Origin of the sequence: Pseudomonas sp. S31 (genome assembly GCF_016648105.1) — a bacterium.
In the GTDB taxonomy this organism is placed as follows: Bacteria; Pseudomonadota; Gammaproteobacteria; order Pseudomonadales; family Pseudomonadaceae; genus Aquipseudomonas.
On record NZ_JACVVE010000036.1, the window covers coordinates 15452 to 32665 of the forward strand.

At 64.9% G+C, this 17214-nt stretch carries 18 protein-coding genes; 6 read left to right on the forward strand and 12 right to left on the reverse strand.

Annotated elements, in window-relative coordinates:
• Positions 1-68: 68 nt before the first annotated feature.
• The 9 genes from IAE37_RS22285 to IAE37_RS22325 form a co-directional block, all read right to left on the reverse strand.
• Positions 69-455 (reverse strand): hypothetical protein, encoded by a 387-nt coding sequence (locus IAE37_RS22285; RefSeq protein ID WP_201177059.1) that lies wholly within the window; start codon positions 453-455, stop codon positions 69-71.
• A 123-nt stretch (positions 456-578) separates the two neighbouring features.
• Complete coding sequence (locus tag IAE37_RS22290) at positions 579-923, reverse strand: cupin domain-containing protein (RefSeq protein WP_003258412.1); 345 nt, start codon at positions 921-923, stop codon at positions 579-581.
• Positions 924-1019: 96 nt separating this feature from the next.
• Complete coding sequence (locus IAE37_RS22295; protein WP_201177060.1) at positions 1020-1952, reverse strand: phosphatidate cytidylyltransferase; 933 nt, start codon at positions 1950-1952, stop codon at positions 1020-1022.
• Between the two features lies 1 nt (position 1953).
• Positions 1954-2577 carry a lysophospholipid acyltransferase family protein gene (locus IAE37_RS22300; RefSeq protein ID WP_201177061.1) on the reverse strand — a complete coding sequence of 208 codons (624 nt, stop codon included), beginning with the start codon at positions 2575-2577 and terminating at the stop codon, positions 1954-1956.
• 10 nt (positions 2578-2587) lie between these two features.
• Positions 2588-3019, reverse strand: coding sequence for a hypothetical protein (locus IAE37_RS22305; protein ID WP_201177062.1), 432 nt, complete (start codon positions 3017-3019; stop codon positions 2588-2590).
• Positions 3016-4356 carry a phosphatase PAP2/dual specificity phosphatase family protein gene (locus tag IAE37_RS22310; protein WP_201177063.1) on the reverse strand — a complete coding sequence of 447 codons (1341 nt, stop codon included), beginning with the start codon at positions 4354-4356 and terminating at the stop codon, positions 3016-3018. Before IAE37_RS22310 ends, IAE37_RS22305 begins: the two co-directional genes overlap by 4 nt.
• Positions 4353-6107, reverse strand: coding sequence for a bifunctional alpha/beta hydrolase/class I SAM-dependent methyltransferase (locus tag IAE37_RS22315; protein WP_201177066.1), 1755 nt, complete (start codon positions 6105-6107; stop codon positions 4353-4355). Before IAE37_RS22315 ends, IAE37_RS22310 begins: the two co-directional genes overlap by 4 nt.
• A 43-nt stretch (positions 6108-6150) precedes the next feature.
• Positions 6151-6756, reverse strand: coding sequence for a CDP-alcohol phosphatidyltransferase family protein (locus IAE37_RS22320; RefSeq protein ID WP_201177067.1), 606 nt, complete (start codon positions 6754-6756; stop codon positions 6151-6153).
• A 92-nt stretch (positions 6757-6848) separates the two neighbouring features.
• Positions 6849-7742, reverse strand: a complete 894-nt coding sequence (locus IAE37_RS22325) for a LysR family transcriptional regulator (protein ID WP_201177068.1) — start codon at positions 7740-7742, stop codon at positions 6849-6851.
• A gap of 78 nt (positions 7743-7820) precedes the next feature.
• On the opposite strand from IAE37_RS22325, the gene IAE37_RS22330 reads away from it, so the two are divergent.
• Positions 7821-8585, forward strand: coding sequence for a sulfite exporter TauE/SafE family protein (locus IAE37_RS22330; RefSeq protein WP_201177069.1), 765 nt, complete (start codon positions 7821-7823; stop codon positions 8583-8585).
• On the opposite strand, the gene IAE37_RS22335 is transcribed toward IAE37_RS22330, so the two are convergent.
• Positions 8575-8889, reverse strand: a complete 315-nt coding sequence (locus IAE37_RS22335) for a putative quinol monooxygenase (RefSeq protein WP_201177070.1) — start codon at positions 8887-8889, stop codon at positions 8575-8577. The two genes, IAE37_RS22330 and IAE37_RS22335, sit on opposite strands and share 11 nt — an antisense overlap.
• Positions 8890-9085: 196 nt before the next feature.
• On the opposite strand from IAE37_RS22335, the gene IAE37_RS22340 reads away from it, so the two are divergent.
• The 3 genes from IAE37_RS22340 to ggt all read left to right on the forward strand — a co-directional run bounded on the left by IAE37_RS22340 (position 9086) and on the right by ggt (position 12439).
• On the forward strand, positions 9086-9676 hold the full coding sequence (locus tag IAE37_RS22340) for an NAD(P)H-dependent oxidoreductase (protein ID WP_201177071.1): 591 nt from the start codon (positions 9086-9088) through the stop codon (positions 9674-9676).
• 81 nt (positions 9677-9757) lie between these two features.
• Positions 9758-10654 (forward strand): LysR family transcriptional regulator, encoded by an 897-nt coding sequence (locus IAE37_RS22345; protein WP_201177072.1) that lies wholly within the window; start codon positions 9758-9760, stop codon positions 10652-10654.
• A 117-nt stretch (positions 10655-10771) separates the two neighbouring features.
• On the forward strand, positions 10772-12439 hold the full coding sequence (gene ggt / locus IAE37_RS22350) for a gamma-glutamyltransferase (protein WP_201177074.1): 1668 nt from the start codon (positions 10772-10774) through the stop codon (positions 12437-12439).
• 133 nt (positions 12440-12572) lie between these two features.
• Here the strand turns inward: ggt and IAE37_RS22355 are convergent, their stop codons facing one another.
• Together IAE37_RS22355 and ypfJ are read right to left on the reverse strand one after the other, a co-directional pair.
• Positions 12573-14492, reverse strand: coding sequence for a HAMP domain-containing methyl-accepting chemotaxis protein (locus tag IAE37_RS22355; protein ID WP_201177075.1), 1920 nt, complete (start codon positions 14490-14492; stop codon positions 12573-12575).
• Between the two features lie 208 nt (positions 14493-14700).
• Entirely contained in the window at positions 14701-15585 is an 885-nt protein-coding gene (ypfJ, locus tag IAE37_RS22360; protein WP_201177076.1) for a KPN_02809 family neutral zinc metallopeptidase, read from the reverse strand.
• A 223-nt stretch (positions 15586-15808) separates the two neighbouring features.
• Between ypfJ and pcaH the strand changes: the two genes are divergently transcribed.
• Together pcaH and pcaG are read left to right on the forward strand one after the other, a co-directional pair.
• On the forward strand, positions 15809-16528 hold the full coding sequence (pcaH, locus tag IAE37_RS22365; protein ID WP_201177077.1) for a protocatechuate 3,4-dioxygenase subunit beta: 720 nt from the start codon (positions 15809-15811) through the stop codon (positions 16526-16528).
• Between the two features lie 10 nt (positions 16529-16538).
• Complete coding sequence (gene pcaG, locus IAE37_RS22370) at positions 16539-17144, forward strand: protocatechuate 3,4-dioxygenase subunit alpha (RefSeq protein ID WP_201177078.1); 606 nt, start codon at positions 16539-16541, stop codon at positions 17142-17144.
• The last annotated feature ends 70 nt before the right edge of the window (positions 17145-17214 follow it).

Here is a 17214-nt window from a genome sequence, read left to right on the forward strand (position 1 = left end):
GCAGTCGCTGTCGCCTGGGTTTCGACCTTCTGCCTGCCCACGCCGTGCCAGGGCGTAGGAACTACGCCTCAGCTTCGCACCACCGCATGGTAATCAAAGCCAGGCTCATGCCGCCCCGGTTCACTGCGGGCCCAGAACCAGCGACCCTCACAAGCAATGATCAGCCCTCCATCGCTCAGCAGGTGAAGGGCCATACCACTTTCCCAGCCCTGGATCGTGAATCCCTTTTGCTCAAGTATCCAGAACTCACCGGTCGTGGGTAGTTGCTCGGGCGTGCCGGATAACGACTCATCGAAAAGAACGTGCAGTCCCCGTTGCGAAAGTTGCTCAGGCTTGTTGATCGCCTCATGTAGAAACCGGGCCCTGAATGATTTGCGGATAAACGATATCGCAAAAGTTTCCAGCGCCTGCTTGAGCCGTTCGGCGTTCCTGCCAGGCTCGTACGTTGTAGTCATGGTGATAGCCCTCGAATTCGAAGGCCGTTTGTATGGCACGCCGTCGCTCCAGGAAGCCATCCTGGGTCGCTTTCTCTTGTAGGAGTTCTCGGATGAGTGCGATCAACCCGTGAAGGCTACAACTCAGGCGAAGACGAAATACTTGCGCACGGTCTCGACCACTTCCCAGGTCCCTTTCATCCCCGGTTCGATCACGAACACATCACCTGCCTTCAAGTGCTTCGGCTCTTCGCCTTCCGGGGTGATGATGCAGTAGCCATCGAGGAAGTGGCAGAACTCCCACTTCTCGTAATTGACCTCGAACTTGCCCGGGGTGCAGATCCAGGTGCCCATGATCTTGCTGCCGTCCGCCGACAGGTAGGCGTTGAGGTTGACGGTGTGCGGGTCGCCGCCGATACGCTTCCACTTGGTGGCGTCCACGACCGGCGTCGGGCAGGTCTCGCGCAGGACGGTGATGAAATCGGACATGACACAACTCCTGGTGACTGGTTGAATGACTCGTCACCATAGGGCCATCGGCCGAGCCGCAGTTGCCTGGGCTCGACGTCCAGCTGTCTGGGCGCGCTATGCCCACCAATACCGCACGAAATGGAAAAACACCGGCGCGGCAAAGCACACCGAGTCCATGCGGTCGAGCATGCCGCCGTGGCCTTCGATCATGTGGCCCCAGTCCTTCACGCCGCGGTCGCGCTTGATCGCCGACATCACCAGGCCGCCGAAGAAGCCCATGGCGTTGACCGCCAGGGCCATCAACGCGGCCTGCCAGAAGCTGAACGGGGTGATCCAGCACAGCATCGCGCCGATCGAGGTCGCCAGCGCCACGCCGCCGACCAAGCCCTCCAAGGTTTTCGAGGGCGACAGGTTGGGCGCCACCTTGTGCTTGCCGAACAGCTTGCCGCACACGTACTGCAGCACGTCGCTCAGTTGCACCACGAGGATCAGCCAGGCGATCAGCAGCAGGTTGCGGCCCTCGAAGCCGGGGATATCCAGGGTCATCAGTGCCGGTACCGACGACACGCAGTAGACCGCGATCATCAGCCCCCACTGAACTTTCGAGGCGCGTTCGAGAAAGCGCGTGGTGTCGCCGCCGAAGCTGGCCAGGATCGGCAGCAACAGGAACAGGTACACCGGAATGAAGATGCTGAACAGGCCGTACCAGTCCATGGCGATCAGCACGTACTGCACCGGCAGCGCCACGTAGAACGCCGCCACCAGCGCGGGGTAGTCGCTGCGTCGGGTCGGGGTCAGGGTCATGAACTCGCGCAGGGCGTAGAACGACACGCCGTAGAACAGCACGATCACGCCGTATTTGCCGAACAGGAAGGCGATGCCGATCACCAGCACCATCACCCACCAGGCATTGATGCGGGCGTTGAGGTTGTCGATCACCGCGTGCGGTGCATTGCCGGCACGCCACTTGAGCAGGCGGCCGATGACACTGGCGAGCAGTAGCAAGGCGCCGATGCCGGCGAACAGCGAAAGGGTGTTGTGGTCCATGTCAGGCATCCTTCGGGGCCAGGTTCAGCAGGGCCTGGCTGGCCCGCTCGAGAAACGCCTGCTTGCTCTCGTCGGCTTGCAGGTGCAGGGGTTCGCCGAAGCTCAGCGTGCACAGCAGCGGCAGGGGCAGGGCACGACCCTTGGGCATGACCCGCTGCAGGTTGGCGATCCATACCGGCACCAGTTCGATCTCAGGGTTGGCCGTGGCCAGGTGGTAGAGGCCGCTTCTGAACGGCATCAGCGGTTCGTCACCGAGGTTGCGGGTGCCTTCCGGGAAGAAGATCAGCGAGTCGCCCTGGGCCATGGCTTCGAGGATCGGCTGCAACGGGTTGCCCTGGCCTTCGCCGCGCTGACGGTTGATCAGCACGCCGTGGAACACCTTGCGGATGAGGAAGTCGCGAATACCGGGCTTGGCCCAGTAGTCGGCACCGGCCACCGGCCGCGTGCGCCTGCGCAAGGGTTCCGGCAACGAGGCCCAGAGCAGCACGAAATCGCCGTGGCTTGTGTGGTTGGCGAAGTACAGGCGCTGCACCGGCGATGGCGTGCAGCCCAGCCACAAGGCGCGGGCGCCGGTGATCAGGCGGGCGGCTGAGGTGATGACGAAAGCGGTGAGGTTGGCGAGCATGGATCGATTCTTATCCGGTAGATAACAGGGTGAGCAAGGTGGCCAGGGCCAGCAGCACTTGCAGGCCCAGGCACACCGCCTGGCGCCGCAGCAGGGCCAATGCCCCCCGGCTGCGCGCGGGCCAGTCGCGGCTGTCGCTGGTCGTGGGTTTGAGGCGCAGTTCGGCCAGGGCCTGGTCCAGGGCCTGGGTTTCGGCCGGCAGGTCGGGGCTGGCGGCGAGCCGGGCAAAGAGGTCCGCATCCAGGGCCACGCGGATCGCCCAGTACTTGTGCAGCAGGCCCAGGCCGAGCAGGACGATGCACGACAGCATGGCCAGTGGATGCAATGTGGCGCCGAGCAGCGGTGCCAGGCCATAGGCCAGGGCCACCAAGCTGATGCCATCGGCACAGCGCTCCAGTTGGGCACCACGCCTGAGCAGGCTGGCGATCAGGTACAGGTTCATCGCAAGGCTCCCAGTCGCTGCAGCACCTGGCGATGAGCGGGGTGCAGGACGATGCCGGGGCGTGCCAGGCGAATCAGGCGCTCGGCCTGATCGGCATCGCTGCAGCGGCCGCTTTGCATCAGCCAGGCGGCTACGGCGCTGGCGCTGCGCGAATAGCCCAAGGCGCAGCAGACCAGCACCGGGCCCTCCTCGCGCAAACGTTCGATGGCGTGGGCGGCCTGGCTCAGCAGCGCACTTTCAGGCGCGACCAGGTCCAGGCACGCAAAGCCCTGGTAGCCTGTAGACGCCGTTTTGCCGGCGTCGGCGCCAGCGTGGGACCAACCGCATGGCAGCTCCGCGCAGAGATCGACGATGCCGGCAAACCGCGACGCTTCGCCATGGCCTGGAATCCGCCCCAGGTACACGCCATCGCTCACTTCATCGGCCTGCGGGTGTTTGCGCGTCCACCACCGGGAGTTGATCCAGGCCCCGATCAGATAGGGCGCAAACAGCCACCTCGCCGCGTTCGACAACTGCCCATCGGCGCCCTTCTGGAACCCGCCAGCACCCAGCACCGCGTAGTTCAGGGCAACCAAGGCCAGCGCCAGTCCAGGCCAGGCCAACCACAAGGCGGCGCCACCCAGGATGAACGCCAAGCCGAGACAGGCCCCCGCGCCCAGGGCGTAGCACAGCGACAATCGGCAACGCTTGGCATCACGCGCCAGGCGTGCGTCTTGCCAGGGCAGCTTGCCCTCGGCGGGCCACAGCCACAGGCATAGGAAGCCGGCCAAGGCCCCGCTGGGCAGGTCGATGAAGTGGTGCTGCCAAGTGGTCAGCACCGACACCCCGATCAGCGCCATCCAGCCGTGCATCAGCCAGCGCCACGGCTGGCGCTGCACATGCCGGGCGAACATCGTCCAGATGACCACCAGCAAGGCGATGTGCAACGAAGGTGCCTGGTTGTATGGCTTGTCGAAGCCCATCAGCACGTCGAAGCCCCAGCCGAACAGGCCGTCCAGCACCGGCCGCTCGAAGGTGAAACGCAGCGGCCAGAGCAGGAAACAGGTCACGCAGAGCAGTTGCACGGTCAGCAGCGCCAGGGCATGCCGGTCCATCTCCCGGCGCGTGCGCGGCAGCAGGAAAGACAGCCCGTACAACAGGTCGATCGACCAGTACGGCAGGATCGTCCACGGCCATAGCGGTACATGCCGCTCCCAGGCGAACACCAGGCTGCCGATATCGCTACGTGCTGCGGCGCGGTCGTTGGCCAGGCCGTAGCTGAGGAAGAACAACGGCCCCAGCAGCAACAGCCAGCACACGCCCCGGCGAATCAGGCCGGGCTCACGTGGCTCGTTCATCGGACCCGCTGCGCCAGGCTGACACTGAAGATGCCCCATTCATCGATGCGCTGGGCCAGCTTGCGGAAACCGGCGGCCTCGACCAACTGGTCCATCTCCGCCTGGCTGCGCCGGCGCATCACCCAGGCTTCGCCACCGCGGTGGCTGGTCAGGGCGCGGGCGATCATTTCCAGTTGCGGGTGCCAGGGCTGGCCGGTGTAGACCAGGTAGCCGCCATCTTCCACGGCATCGGCCAGGCCAGCCAGGGACTCGCCGACCAGCGCGTTGCTGGGGAACAGCTCGTACAGCCCCGAGACCACGGCCAGGGTTGGGCGCGGGTCGAGGGACGCCAGGCTGTGGCGGTCGAAGGCATCGCCCTGGACGAAGCGGGCGATCTCGGCCAGGCCTTTCTCCACGATCAGCGCGCTGCCTTGTTGCACGTTCAGTTCGCTGTAGTCGCGCAGCAGGATGGAGTCCGGCAACTGTTCGAGTGCCTGCAAGGCTTCGAGAATGTAGCGACCATGGCCAGCGGCGATGTCGACGATGTGGACCGGGCGCTGTTGTTCGCGCAGGCGGGCGATGGCCAGGCGCAGCAGCTCCTCGACGTGCAGCTTGCGCTGGCGGATGCCGCGCCAGCCGATCGCATCCAGGTAGTTGCGGTCGACCAGCCGGCCCAGGGTGCCCTTGCCGGTCGGCTGGTTGCGGTACACGTAGTCCAGCGTACTGCCCGAGTCGAAGCCAGTGTCGAAGCCCAGCTTCACCCCCGCGCTGAGCCCCTTGCCCAGGCGCAGGCCGGCACGGGTGGCGCGCCAGTAAAGCTCGCGCGGCGAATGGCGTGGCAACGGCGCGGCCAGGCTCTCGGCTTCGGCGCAGCTGGCGCCAGTCTTGTCCGCATCGAGCAGCGAGGGCACGGCGGCAGGATGACTGAAACAGTGCTCGACGAAGCGCTCGATGCGCCGCAGGGCATGGGCCCGATCGCGCTCGCCGAGGGTGTCGTGGAAGAACCCCGGGAGGATGTGCATTTCCTTGCGCGCACTGCCCAGGCGCTCGAAAAAACGCTCCTGCGGCTTGCGTTCGACCACGAAGTCGGCGCCGGATACCAGTAGCTGGGTCGGCACCTGGATCGCCTGGGCGTCGGCGACCACGCGGTCGGCGGCCTCGTACAGGCCCAGCAGCATGGTCACCGAGATCGGCCGGCTGATCAGCGGGTCGGCCTTGTACGACACGGCCCGCTCGGCGTCGTGGGTCAACAGACCTGGCTTTACATAGCTGTTGACGAAGAAGTTGCCGCGCCAGGCCTTGAGCAGCTTCAGGCCGGGGCGGGCGAACGGTACGTACAGCTTGACCTTGAAGGCCGGCGAGGCGAGCACCAGGCAGCGCACCTTGGGCGCGTAGTCGTGGGCCCAGGTGGCAATCAACACCGCGCCGACGCTCTGCGCCAGCACCACCAGGTCCTGTTCGGCGATGCCATGGTGGGCCTGGATATGCTCGATGAAGGTCTGCACATCGCGCACGCTGGTGGCGAAGCCCGGGCTGTCGCCACGGGCGCCGGGCGAATGGCCGTGGCCGCGGGCGTCCCAGGCGAAGAAGTCGTAGCCGGGCAGGTCCAGTTCGTCGACCAGGTGGGCCATGCGCCCACCATGTTCATGGCCGCGATGGAACATCACCACGGCCCGGCGTGGCTGGTGTTCGTTGCGGGTCGCGGGCCAGTGGCCGTAGTGCAGCTCGACACCGTCATGGGTAGGGAAATGCAGTGCTTGCGCTTGGCGCATGATCAAAAGTCCTTTTACTGCGGCGGTGACGGCAAGGGTAGGCTCAGTGGGCTTCGGCAAGGCCCTGGCGCACCCGGTTGTACAGGGTATAGAGCGAGAGCGCGAAGATGACCAGCAGCAAGCCGTTGATCCAGCTCGAAGGCAGTAGGCCAAAGGCCACTCCGGTACCCAGCACGCCGAAGGCAAAGGCGCGGTCGCTCTTGCCCATCGGCCCGTCGTAGCGCCGCGAGGCACCGGCCAGCGGGCCCATCACACCGGCGTATTCGCTGATGATCGCGGCGATGACCACCAGTACCACCAGGGTCGGCGATACGCCTGGCAACAGGGCGAACGGCAGGTACAGGGCGGCATCGGCGACCAGGTCGCAGAGTTCGTTGAGGTAGGCACCGAGGCGTGATTGCTGGCCGAACTCCCGGGCGAGCATGCCGTCGACGGCATTGAAGGCCATGCGCAGCAGCATCCACAGCGGGATGAGGATGAACAGCCAGGTGAGGTGGTTGAGCCAGGCCAGTAGCAGGCCCAGCAGCAGCGACACCAGCGCGGCGCCGAGGGTGACCTGGTTGGCGGTGACGCCACGGGCATGCAAGCGTTCCACACCGGGGCGCAACAGTGCCTGGAAGCGGGGTTTGAGCTGGTAGATCGAAGGCACTGGGAACTCCTGTAGGTCGTGCGTCAGTAGGATTGTGAGCAAACCGAGCGGTTATCGGCAAGCGCGTCGGTGCAGGACACTTCGCCAATGCGCTAAAGCCCGACATTCGCCTGCAGATGTGCCACCAACCCGGCGGCGTATCCCGGCAAAGCAGTGAAATCCCGTGCGCACAGCAGCAACTGGCGCTTGGCCCAGGCTTCCTCCAGGGCTACCCAGCGCAGCGGCAGCACGCCTTGCCAGCGTCGCACCGAAGCCTGTGGTACCACGGCGACCCCGGCCCCGCCCGCGACCATGCGAATCACCCCGTCGAAGCCTTCGGCCCGGACTCGCACGCGCATGCGCCGGCCTTCACGCAGGGCTTGTTCCTCCAGGTAAAGGCCCAGCGCGCTGCTGGCCCCGAGGCCGACATGGCCATGGGCAAGGCTGTCGATGAAGCTGGGGTTGGCCTGTAGCAGCAACGGATGCTCCGGCGGTGCGACCAGCACCAGTGGGTCGTCGCGAAAGGGCAGGGTCTGCAGGTGCGCGCTGGGCGCGGCGCTGGAGAGGATGCCCAGGTCAGCCATGCCCTGGGTGAGCGACTGGACGATGCGCAGGCTCGGCAGCTCCTGCACATCGACACTGACCCCAGGGTTATCGGCCAGGTAGCTGGCCAGCAGTTCCGGCAGGTATTCGGTCAGTGCCGCGGTGTTGCACAACAGCCGCACCTGGCCGTGCTGGCCCTGGGCGTACTGGGCCAGGTCGAACTGCAGACGTTCGACCTGCTGGCCGATCGTTCGTGCATGCTGCAGCAGGGCCTGGCCGGCCGGAGTCGGTTGCACGCCACGGCGGTTGCGCTCGAGCAGCGCGACGCCCAGCGAGGCCTCCATGGCGCGGATGCGCGCGCTGGCCGCCGGCAGCGACAGGTGGCTGCGGCGCGCCCCTGCGGTGATGTTGCCGCATTCGAGGGTGTGCTGGAACAGCGTGAGGTCGATCAGGTCGAAATGCATCTGCCTCTGTCCTGGCAAGAGTCTGGGTGCAGTTATGCCAGATTTTCAACCCGCCTGCCGCTCGGCATCATGTCCGCCATGAATACCTTGATCGCGTTCTATGAAAATATCGGCCTTGCCTTGACCGTGCTGGTGGTCCTCACCTTTGTCGTCGCCGGCGGGGTCAAAGGCGTGATCGGCCTGGGGCTGCCCACCATCGCCATGGGCTTGCTCGGCCTGGCTATGCCTCCGGCGCAGGCAGCGGCATTGTTGATCGTGCCTTCGACCCTTACCAATCTCTGGCAGCTGGCCACAGGCGGTCATCTACGGGCACTGTTGCGACGGCTGGCGCCCATGCTGGCGATGATCTTCATCGGCACCGCCTTCGGCAGCGTCTGGCTGGGGATCAACAGCGGACCGTGGGCGGCGCATGCGCTGGGGGCCGCGCTGCTGGTCTACGCCGGTTACGGCCTGGTCGGACCGACCTTGCGGGTGGCGCGGGGCAGGGAAAGGTGGCTGGGCCCGCTGTGCGGCTTGGTGACCGGTGTGGTGACGGCGGCCACCGGCGTATTCGTGATGCCGGCAGTGCCCTACCTGCAGAGCCTGGGCCTGAGCCGCGACGAGATGATTCAGGCCCTGGGCCTGTCGTTCACTGTGTCTACCCTGGCGCTGGCCCTGGGCCTGGCCGGGCAGGACGCCCTGGGTGGCCAGGCCTTGGGCGCGTCGCTGCTGATGGTGGCGCCAGCTCTGCTGGGCATGCTGGCGGGCCAGTGGCTGCGTCAGCGGATCAGCCCGGTGGTCTTCAAACGCTGCTTCTTCATCGGCCTGGCCGCACTGGGCGGCCATTTGCTGATCAACGGCTAGCCGAGGAAGCGCTGAGCATGTCGATGCGCTGGATGTCGAACTCGCGCTCCAGGTAATCCATGCGTTTTTCGAAGAACTCTGCCATGTGCGGCAGGGCCGAATGCACGTCCAGCGCGGCCTTGTTCGCCCACACCTCGAAGAACACGAACAGGCTCGGGTCCTGCTGGTCGCGCAGCATGTGGTATTCGATGCAGCCAGGCTCCTGGCGGCTCGGCTCGACGTAGGCGCGGAACAGGGTTTCGAAGGCGTCGGCCATTTCCGGGCGGGTCTTGGCTTTGAGAATGAATGCGTACTGCTCGTTCATCGATGGCTACTCGCTGAGGGAAAGTGAAGCCATTCTAAGGCAATAATTACCTTTTAATTTGTGAGTGCAGAGCAAATGTATTTTGCCGCGTGGCTACTTTTTACCCAGCCCCTCAGCCTCTAACCTGCCGGTCAATTCATTACCGACTCGACCCAGGCGGCAAGCCACGGTCGACCCGAACAGACCCGAGGCCAGCATGAAAAAGATCCTTTTGCTCAACGGTGGTAAGCAGTTCGCCCATTCCGACGGCCGCCTGAACCAGACCCTCCACGATGTCGCCATGGCCTACCTGGACCGTGCCGGTTACGACGTGCAGCAGACCTTCATCGACGGCGGCTACGACGTGCAGGCCGAAGTGCAGAAATTCCTCTGGGCCGACGTGGTGATCTACCAGATGCCCGGTTGGTGGATGGGCGCACCGTGGACCGTGAAGAAGTACATCGACGATGTGTTCACCGAAGGGCACGGCAGCCTCTATGCCAGCGACGGTCGCAGTCGCTCCGATGCCTCGAAGCGCTATGGCAGCGGTGGCCTGATCCAGGGCAAGCAGTACATGCTGTCGCTGACCTGGAACGCGCCGCAGCAGGCCTTCGACGACCCGGCCGACTTCTTCGAAGGCAAGGGCGTGGATGCGGTGTACTTCCCGTTCCACAAGGCCAACCAGTTTCTGGGCATGACTGGGCTGCCGACCTTCCTGACCAACGATGTGATCAAGAACCCGGATGTGCCGGCGGCGCTGGCGGCCTATGAGGCGCATCTGGAAAAGGTGTTTGGCAAGGCGGGATAATGTGCTTGGCTTTAACGGCCCATTCGCAGGTAAATCGCAGCGGCGAACCGCCGCTCCTACACAGACGGCGAAGGCTCTGATGTGAAAACCCGATCCGAAGAACTGCAGGTATTCGTCGCCGTGATCGACTGCGGCTCGATCTCGGCTGCCGCCGAGCAGATCGGCCAGACTCCATCGGCGGTCAGCCGCACCCTGGCCCGGCTGGAGGCCAAGCTCGGCACCACCCTGCTCAACCGCACCACCCGGCGCATGGACCTCACCGAGGAGGGGCGGTTCTTCCTCGAGCGCGCACGCCTGGTGCTTGAACAGATGGACGAGATGGAAGAGCGCCTGTCGATGCATCGCCAGACACCCTCCGGGCGCTTGCGCATCAATGCCGCCGCGCCTTTCATGTTGCACGCCATCCTGCCCTGGATCGGCGAGTTCCGCCGCCAGTATCCGGCCATCGAGCTCGAACTCAACACCGACGACCTGATCATCGACCTGCTCGAACAGAGCACCGACGTCGCCATTCGCATTGGCGAGCTGGCCGATTCCAGCCTGCATGCCCGGGCCCTGGGGTGCAGCCCGGTACAGGTCCTGGCCAGCCCGGCGTATCTGCAACGCCATGGTACGCCCACCCAGGTCGAAGACCTGAGCAATCACTGCCTGCTCGGCTTCAGCCAGCCCGAGTCGCTCAACCAGTGGCCGTTGCGCCATGCCCAGGGCGACCGTTGGAGCATCCGCCCGGCGCTGCTCGCCTCAAGTGGCGAGACCTTACGGCAGTTGGCCCTGGCCGGCGAGGGCATCGTCAGCCTGTCGCATTTCATGACCCACGAAGACATCCGCGCTGGCCGCCTGCAGGTGCTGCTCGGCGAAGCCAACAATGGTTACCGGCAGCCGATCCACGCGGTCTACTACCGCAACACGCAGCTGGCGTTGCGTATCCAGTGCTTCCTCGATTTCATCCAGGACAAGCTGGCGCGATACGCCTGCTGAGTTGCCTGTACACGACAGATCCTGTCCGCTGGCGGCGAATCTTCCTTCAAGTGTTTGCACAGTCGGCCCGCTTCGGCCTTACTGACTGATCAACAAAAACAACACCAAGGAAGTGTCATGCGTATTGTCCCGTTCCAGTCCCTGGCGCTCGCAGCCGCGATATTGAGCTGCTCCTCGGCCTATGCCGTGACCTTGGAGGGTGGCGCCGTGGCAGCGCCCGATCAATATGGCGCACAGGTGGCCGCCGATATCCTGAAGAAGGGCGGCAACGCGGTGGACGCCGCGGTCGCCACCGCTTTCACCCTGGCGGTGACCTATCCCGAGGCCGGCAACATCGGTGGCGGCGGCTTCATGACCTTGTTCGTCGACGGCAAGCCGTATTTCCTCGATTACCGCGAAGTGGCGCCCAAGGCCGCGACCCGCAACATGTATCTGGACGACAAGGGTGAGGTGATCGAGAACCTCAGCCTGGTTGGCGCCCGTGCCGCTGGCGTGCCGGGCACCGTGATGGGCCTGTGGGAGGCGCACCAGAAGTTCGGCAAGCTGCCCTGGAGCGAGTTGCTGACCCCGGCCATCGGCTATGCCCGCGACGGCTTCAAGATCGCCCAGAAGCAGTACCAGTACCGCGACGATGCCCAGGGCATGTTCAAGACCGCGACCAACTTCAACGACTATTTCGGCAACATGAAGGTGGGCGAGCCGTTCAAGCAGCCGGAAATGGCCCAGACCCTGGAGCGAATCGCCGACAAGGGTGCCAGCGAGTTCTATCAGGGCAAGACCGCCGACCTGCTGGTGGCGCAGATGCAGGCCGACAAAGGCTTGATCACCAAGGACGATCTCAAGGACTACAAGGCGCTGTGGCGCGAGCCGATCGCTATCGAGTGGCGCGGCAACGTGGTCTATACCGCGCCGCCGCCGAGCTCCGGTGGCGTGGCGCTGGCCCAGTTGCTGGGCATCAAGGAAGATCGCGCCGCCGACTTCAAGGGAGTGGCCCATAACTCGGCGCAGTACATCCACCTGCTGGCGGAAATCGAGAAACGCGTGTTCGCCGACCGCGCCGACTACCTGGGCGACCCCGGCTTCACCCAGGTGCCGGTGGACCAACTGGTGGCCAAGGACTACCTGGCCAAGCGCGCCGCCCAGGTCAACCCCAAGGCGATCTCCGCCACCGATCAGGTCAAGCCGGGGCTGGAGCCGCACCAGACCACGCACTTCTCGATCGTAGACAAGGAGGGTAACGCGGTGAGCAACACCTATACCCTCAACCTCGACTATGGCAGCGGTGTCGTGGTCAAGGGCGCAGGCTTCCTGCTCAACGACGAGATGGATGATTTCAGCGCCAAGCCCGGCACCGCCAACGTATTCGGCGTGGTCGGCGGCGATGCCAACGCGATCGAGCCGGGCAAGCGCATGCTGTCGTCCATGAGCCCGAGCCTGATGACGCGCGATGGCAAGGTGGTGCTGGTGCTCGGCACTCCCGGCGGCTCGCGGATCTTCACCTCGATCTTCCAGGTGATGAACAACCTGTACGACTACGGCATGCCGCTGGAGAAGGCCGTGGCGGCGCAGCGTGTGCACCATCAGTTGCTGCCCAAGGACACGATCTACTTCGACAGCTATGCGCCGCTGACCGGCGCGGTGGCCGATGAGTTGAAGAAGATGGGCTACGTGCTGGAGGACCAGGGTTGGGAGATGGGCGATATCCAGGCGATCCGGGTGACCGGTGACAAGCTGGAGACCGCGTCGGATCCGCGTGGGCGTGGGGTGGGGGTGGTGGTCAAGTAACGACGTTCGAGATTGCCGGGAGGGCTCCGCCCTCCTTTCGCGGCGCGAGGCCGCTCCTACAGAAACCCGTACAGGGGTGTAGGAGCGGCCTTGCGCCGCGATAGGGCCGCAAAGCGGCCCCAGAAGCTGAAGGTCAGACCCGGAACTGGCTGACCAGCATCTGCAGGTGCCCACCCAGGCGCGCCAGCTCGACGCTGGATGCCGCCGTTTCGTCGCTGGCCGCAGCGGTCTGCTCCGACACATCGCGGACATTGAGGATGCTGCGGCTGATCTCCTCGGCCACCGCGCTTTGCTGCTCGGCGGCTGCGGCGATCTGCTGGTTCATCGACTGGATGCTGGACACCGTGCTGGTGATGTTCTCCAGCGACGCACCGGCCTTGCGCGCCAGTTCCACGCTGCTGTCGGTCAGGGTGCGGCTGCCTTGCATGGCGTTGGCCACCTGCTGGGTTCCGGCCTGCAGGCCCGCCACCAGCTCCTCGATCTCCTCGGTGGACTTCTGCGTACGCTGGGCCAGCCCGCGTACTTCGTCGGCGACCACGGCGAAGCCGCGCCCCGCCTCACCGGCACGGGCCGCCTCGATGGCCGCGTTGAGCGCCAGCAGGTTGGTCTGCTCGGCCACCGACTTGATCACATCCATGACGCTGCCGATCTTCTGGCTTTCCTGCTGCAACAGGCTCATGGCTTCGGTCGAGCGGTGGACTTCCTCGGCCAGGCGTTCGATCTGGCGAATCGCCTCGCCCACAACGCGGTCGCCGGCACGGGCTTCGCCGTCGGCGCCGGTGGCAGCGTGGGAAGCCTGCTCAGCGTTGCGCGCCACTTCCTGCACGGTCGCGGCCATTTCATGCATGGCGGTCGCCACTTGGTCGGTCTCGACCTTCTGGCTGTTGGCACCGGCGCTGGTCTGCTCGGTGACCGCCGACAGCTCCTCGGCGGCACTGGCGATCTGCGTGACACCGTCGCGGATGCCGCCGATCAGTTCGCGCAGGGTGGTGCCCATGTGGCTGATGCCTTGCTGCAGCACGCCCAGCTCGTCGCGGCGGGTCACGCGCAGGTTCTGGGTCAGGTCGCCACCGGCGATTTTCTCCACCGCCACCAGGGTTTCACGCAGCGGGCGGGTGATCTGGCGGGTGATGAGCACTGCGGCCAGCACGCCCACCAGCAACGCCAGCAGCGTGGCAATGATCTGCATGCTGCGGGCCTGGGCGCTTTCGGCGTCGCGGCGTTCGATCTGGATCTGGTAGAGCTGATCGCTGCGCTTGACGATATCGGCGCCCTGCACGGTCATTTCCGCACGCGCGATGGTGATCTGCGCCACTGCATCGCGGAACTGGCGCACGGCGTCACGGTAGGCCTGCACGGCCTGGTCGAACTGTTGCAGGCGGGCCGCTTCGTTGGGCAACTGGCGCTTGAGCGCATCGACCTGCGCCAAGGCGCTGTCGAGTTGGCCGAGGGCGGCCTGTTCGTTGGCTGCACTGTTGTCGGCGATGTAGCCGCGCACGTCCACGCGCACTTGCAGCAGTTGCTGGCGGGCGTCGCTGACCAGTCTGTACTGCTCCAGGTGTACGCTGTCGGCCTCCGGGCGGTTCAGCACGTCGCGACTGAGGGTTTCCATGGCCTGGTCGGCATTGGCTGCCGATACGTTCATCGCCTCCTGGGCAGCCAGGCTGCTCTTGTAGCCGACGCGCATCTTGGCCAGCGAGACCTTGTACTGCTCGATGGTACCGCCCAGCTCCTGCAGCAGCTTGACGTTGGCCGGGCTGATGAAGGTGGTGACCAGGTGCTGTTGCTGCTTGCTGAAGGCCTCCAGCTTGGTCAGGGTGTTGGCGGCCGCCGCATCGTCGCCGTTGGCGATCATGTACTGCAGGCGGGCGACCCGCAGGTCGGTCAGGTCCTTGTTGAGCTGGCCGATGTCGCCCATCCAGTTGCTACGGTCGATCAGGCTGCCCAGGCTGTTCCAGCCGGTCAGGGCCAGCAGGCCGGTCAGGATCAGGACCAGGCCAAAGCCCAGGCCCAGCTTGAGGTTGACGCTGATATTGGCAAACCAGCTGTTCATGCACGCTCTCCAGAAAGTTGTTCGCTCACTTGATCTTCGATCGCAGGGCGTTGTTCTTCTGGGGGCCTGCTGATTCGTGCAGGGGTTATCGGCAGGGAACCGCGAAGCTGAAACGCTTTTTCAGCCAAGATGCAACCCTATGAAAACGTTTGCGTTTTGCATGAGGCCTGTTCGCGGGCTGGCCCGCGAACAGGGTGGTGGCGATCTTTCAGAGACTGCGCGCGCTGAAGGTATCGCAGCTGTTCACATCGCCTTGGGCGAACCCCGCCTTGAACCAGCGCACGCGCTGCGCCGAGGTGCCATGGGTGAACGAGTCCGGGACCACGCGTCCCTGGCCCTGCTGCTGCAGGCGATCGTCGCCAATGGCATTGGCCGCATTCAACGCTTCCTCGACGTCGCCCGGTTCCAGCCAGTTCAGACGCTGTTGCGCCTGGTAGGCCCAGACCCCGGCCAGGCAGTCGGCCTGCAGCTCCTGGCGCACCAGCAGGCCATTGTCGCCTTCCATGCGCTGGCCGGCGCGGCGGGCGGCATCGACCTTGGCCGAGACACCGAGCAGGGTCTGCACATGGTGGCCGATCTCGTGGGCGATGACATAGGCCTGGGCGAAATCGCCGGCAGCGGCGAAGCGCGTTTCCATCTCACGGAAGAATGACATGTCCAGGTACACCCGCTGGTCGGCCGGGCAGTAGAACGGCCCGACGGCTGCCGAGGCGAAGCCGCATGCGGAGTTCACCTGGCCGCTGAACAGCACCAGCTTGGGGTCGCGGTACTGCTTGCCAGCCTGGGAGAACAGGGCCTTCCAGGTGTCCTCGGTATCGCCCAGTACCGAGGCGACGAACTCGGCCTGTTCGTCGTTGGCCGGCGGCGCTTTGCCACCGGCGCCGACCGGAGCGGTTTGCTGCTGCTCCATCTGCCCGGCGAGCTGGCCGAGGATCTGCAGCGGGTCCTGGCCCGTGATCCAACCGATACCGACGATCAACAGGATCGCGCCGAGGCCCAGCCCCTTGCCGCCACCGAAGCGCATGCCGCCGCCACCGCCTTCGCCGCGGGCATCGACAACATTGTCGCTGCGCCGGCCTTTTCGCCAATCCATGAGTGCTCTCCGAAGCGTGAAACATGAAGTCATAGACTAGTTCACCGCGCGCAAAGGTACTAATACATAACCATTTGGTTATGTATTAGTCGTGCGATTTCAATGTTCATCCCGCGCGACCTATCCGAAACTGCAAGTCCCTGTAACAGCCGGCTTTCCGGCGATGGGCTTCATGGAAGCCCCATGCGGGGGTATTCACATAATTCCAAGAGAGGAAAACGGCATGCCCGCCCAGGACAACAGCCGCTTCGTGATCCGTGATCGCAACTGGCACCCCAAGGCCCTCACGCCCGACTACAAGACGTCCATTGCCCGCTCGCCGCGCCAGGCACTGGTCAGCATCCCGCAGTCGGTCAGCGAAACCACCGGCCCTGACTTTTCCCACTTGGGCTTCGGTGCCCATGACCATGACCTGCTGCTGAACTTCAACAACGGTGGCTTGCCGATTGGTGAGCGCATCATCCTGGCCGGCCGCGTGCTCGACCAGTACGGCAAGCCGGTGCCCAACACCCTGGTGGAAATCTGGCAGGCCAACGCCGGCGGTCGCTACCGCCACAAGAACGACCGTTACCTGGCCCCGCTGGACCCGAACTTCGGCGGCGTGGGTCGTTGCCTCACCGACCGTGATGGCTTCTACAGCTTCCGCACCATCAAGCCGGGCCCGTACCCATGGCGCAACGGCCCCAACGACTGGCGTCCGGCGCACATCCACGTCTCCGTCAGCGGCCCGGCCATCGCCACCAAGCTGATCACCCAGCTGTATTTCGAAGGCGACCCGTTGATCCCGCTGTGCCCGATCGTCAAGTCGATCGCCAACCCCGAAGCGGTGCAGCAACTGATCGCCCGGCTCGACATGGGCCATGCCAACCCCATGGACGCCCTGGCCTATCGCTTCGACATCGTGCTGCGTGGCCAGCGCAAGACCCACTTCGAGAACTGCTGAGGACACCGTCATGCCAATCGAACTGCTGCCGGAAACTCCTTCGCAGACCGCCGGCCCCTACGTGCACATCGGCCTGGCCCTGGAAGCGGCCGGCAACCCCACGCGCGACAAGGAAATCTGGAATCGCCTGGCCAAGCCCGATGCTCCGGGCGAGCACATCCTGCTGATCGGCCAGGTCTACGACGGCAACGGCCACCTGGTGCGCGACTCGTTCCTGGAAATCTGGCAGGCCGACGCCAACGGCCAGTACCAGGATGCCTACAACCTGGAAAACGCCTTCAACAGCTTCGGCCGTACCGCCACCACGTTCGATGCCGGTGAGTGGACCGTGTACACGGTCAAGCCGGGTGTGGTGAACAACGCCGCCGGTGTGCCGATGGCGCCGCACATCAACCTCGCCCTGTTCGCTCGGGGGATCAACATCCACCTGCATACCCGGGTGTACTTCGATGATGAGGCCGAGGCCAATGCCAAGTGCCCGGTGCTCAACCTGATCGAGCAGCCGCAGCGCCGCGAGACGTTGATCGCCAAGCGGTGCGAAGTGGATGGGAAGACGGCGTATCGCTTCGATATCCGTATTCAGGGGGAAGGGGAGACGGTGTTCTTCGACTTCTGAGTGAAACCTGGGGGCCGCTTTGCCGCCCATTCGCGGGACAAGACGCAGCGGCGAACCGCCGCAGCGACTT

Excerpts from the sequence above, each read along its gene's own strand:
- IAE37_RS22330 (WP_201177069.1), top strand. The coding sequence starts at position 7,821 with ATGAATACCTTGATCGCGTTCTATGAAAATATCGGCCTTGCCTTGACC.
- IAE37_RS22305 (WP_201177062.1), bottom strand. The coding sequence starts at position 3,019 with ATGAACCTGTACCTGATCGCCAGCCTGCTCAGGCGTGGTGCCCAACTG.
- IAE37_RS22300 (WP_201177061.1), bottom strand. The coding sequence starts at position 2,577 with ATGCTCGCCAACCTCACCGCTTTCGTCATCACCTCAGCCGCCCGCCTG.
- pcaH (WP_201177077.1), top strand. The coding sequence starts at position 15,809 with ATGCCCGCCCAGGACAACAGCCGCTTCGTGATCCGTGATCGCAACTGG.
- IAE37_RS22290 (WP_003258412.1), bottom strand. The coding sequence starts at position 923 with ATGTCCGATTTCATCACCGTCCTGCGCGAGACCTGCCCGACGCCGGTC.
- IAE37_RS22295 (WP_201177060.1), bottom strand. The coding sequence starts at position 1,952 with ATGGACCACAACACCCTTTCGCTGTTCGCCGGCATCGGCGCCTTGCTA.
- IAE37_RS22310 (WP_201177063.1), bottom strand. The coding sequence starts at position 4,356 with ATGAACGAGCCACGTGAGCCCGGCCTGATTCGCCGGGGCGTGTGCTGG.
- IAE37_RS22325 (WP_201177068.1), bottom strand. The coding sequence starts at position 7,742 with ATGCATTTCGACCTGATCGACCTCACGCTGTTCCAGCACACCCTCGAA.
- ggt (WP_201177074.1), top strand. The coding sequence starts at position 10,772 with ATGCGTATTGTCCCGTTCCAGTCCCTGGCGCTCGCAGCCGCGATATTG.
- pcaG (WP_201177078.1), top strand. The coding sequence starts at position 16,539 with ATGCCAATCGAACTGCTGCCGGAAACTCCTTCGCAGACCGCCGGCCCC.
- IAE37_RS22355 (WP_201177075.1), bottom strand. The coding sequence starts at position 14,492 with ATGAACAGCTGGTTTGCCAATATCAGCGTCAACCTCAAGCTGGGCCTG.
- IAE37_RS22315 (WP_201177066.1), bottom strand. The coding sequence starts at position 6,107 with ATGCGCCAAGCGCAAGCACTGCATTTCCCTACCCATGACGGTGTCGAG.
- ypfJ (WP_201177076.1), bottom strand. The coding sequence starts at position 15,585 with ATGGATTGGCGAAAAGGCCGGCGCAGCGACAATGTTGTCGATGCCCGC.
- IAE37_RS22340 (WP_201177071.1), top strand. The coding sequence starts at position 9,086 with ATGAAAAAGATCCTTTTGCTCAACGGTGGTAAGCAGTTCGCCCATTCC.
- IAE37_RS22335 (WP_201177070.1), bottom strand. The coding sequence starts at position 8,889 with ATGAACGAGCAGTACGCATTCATTCTCAAAGCCAAGACCCGCCCGGAA.
- IAE37_RS22285 (WP_201177059.1), bottom strand. The coding sequence starts at position 455 with ATGACTACAACGTACGAGCCTGGCAGGAACGCCGAACGGCTCAAGCAG.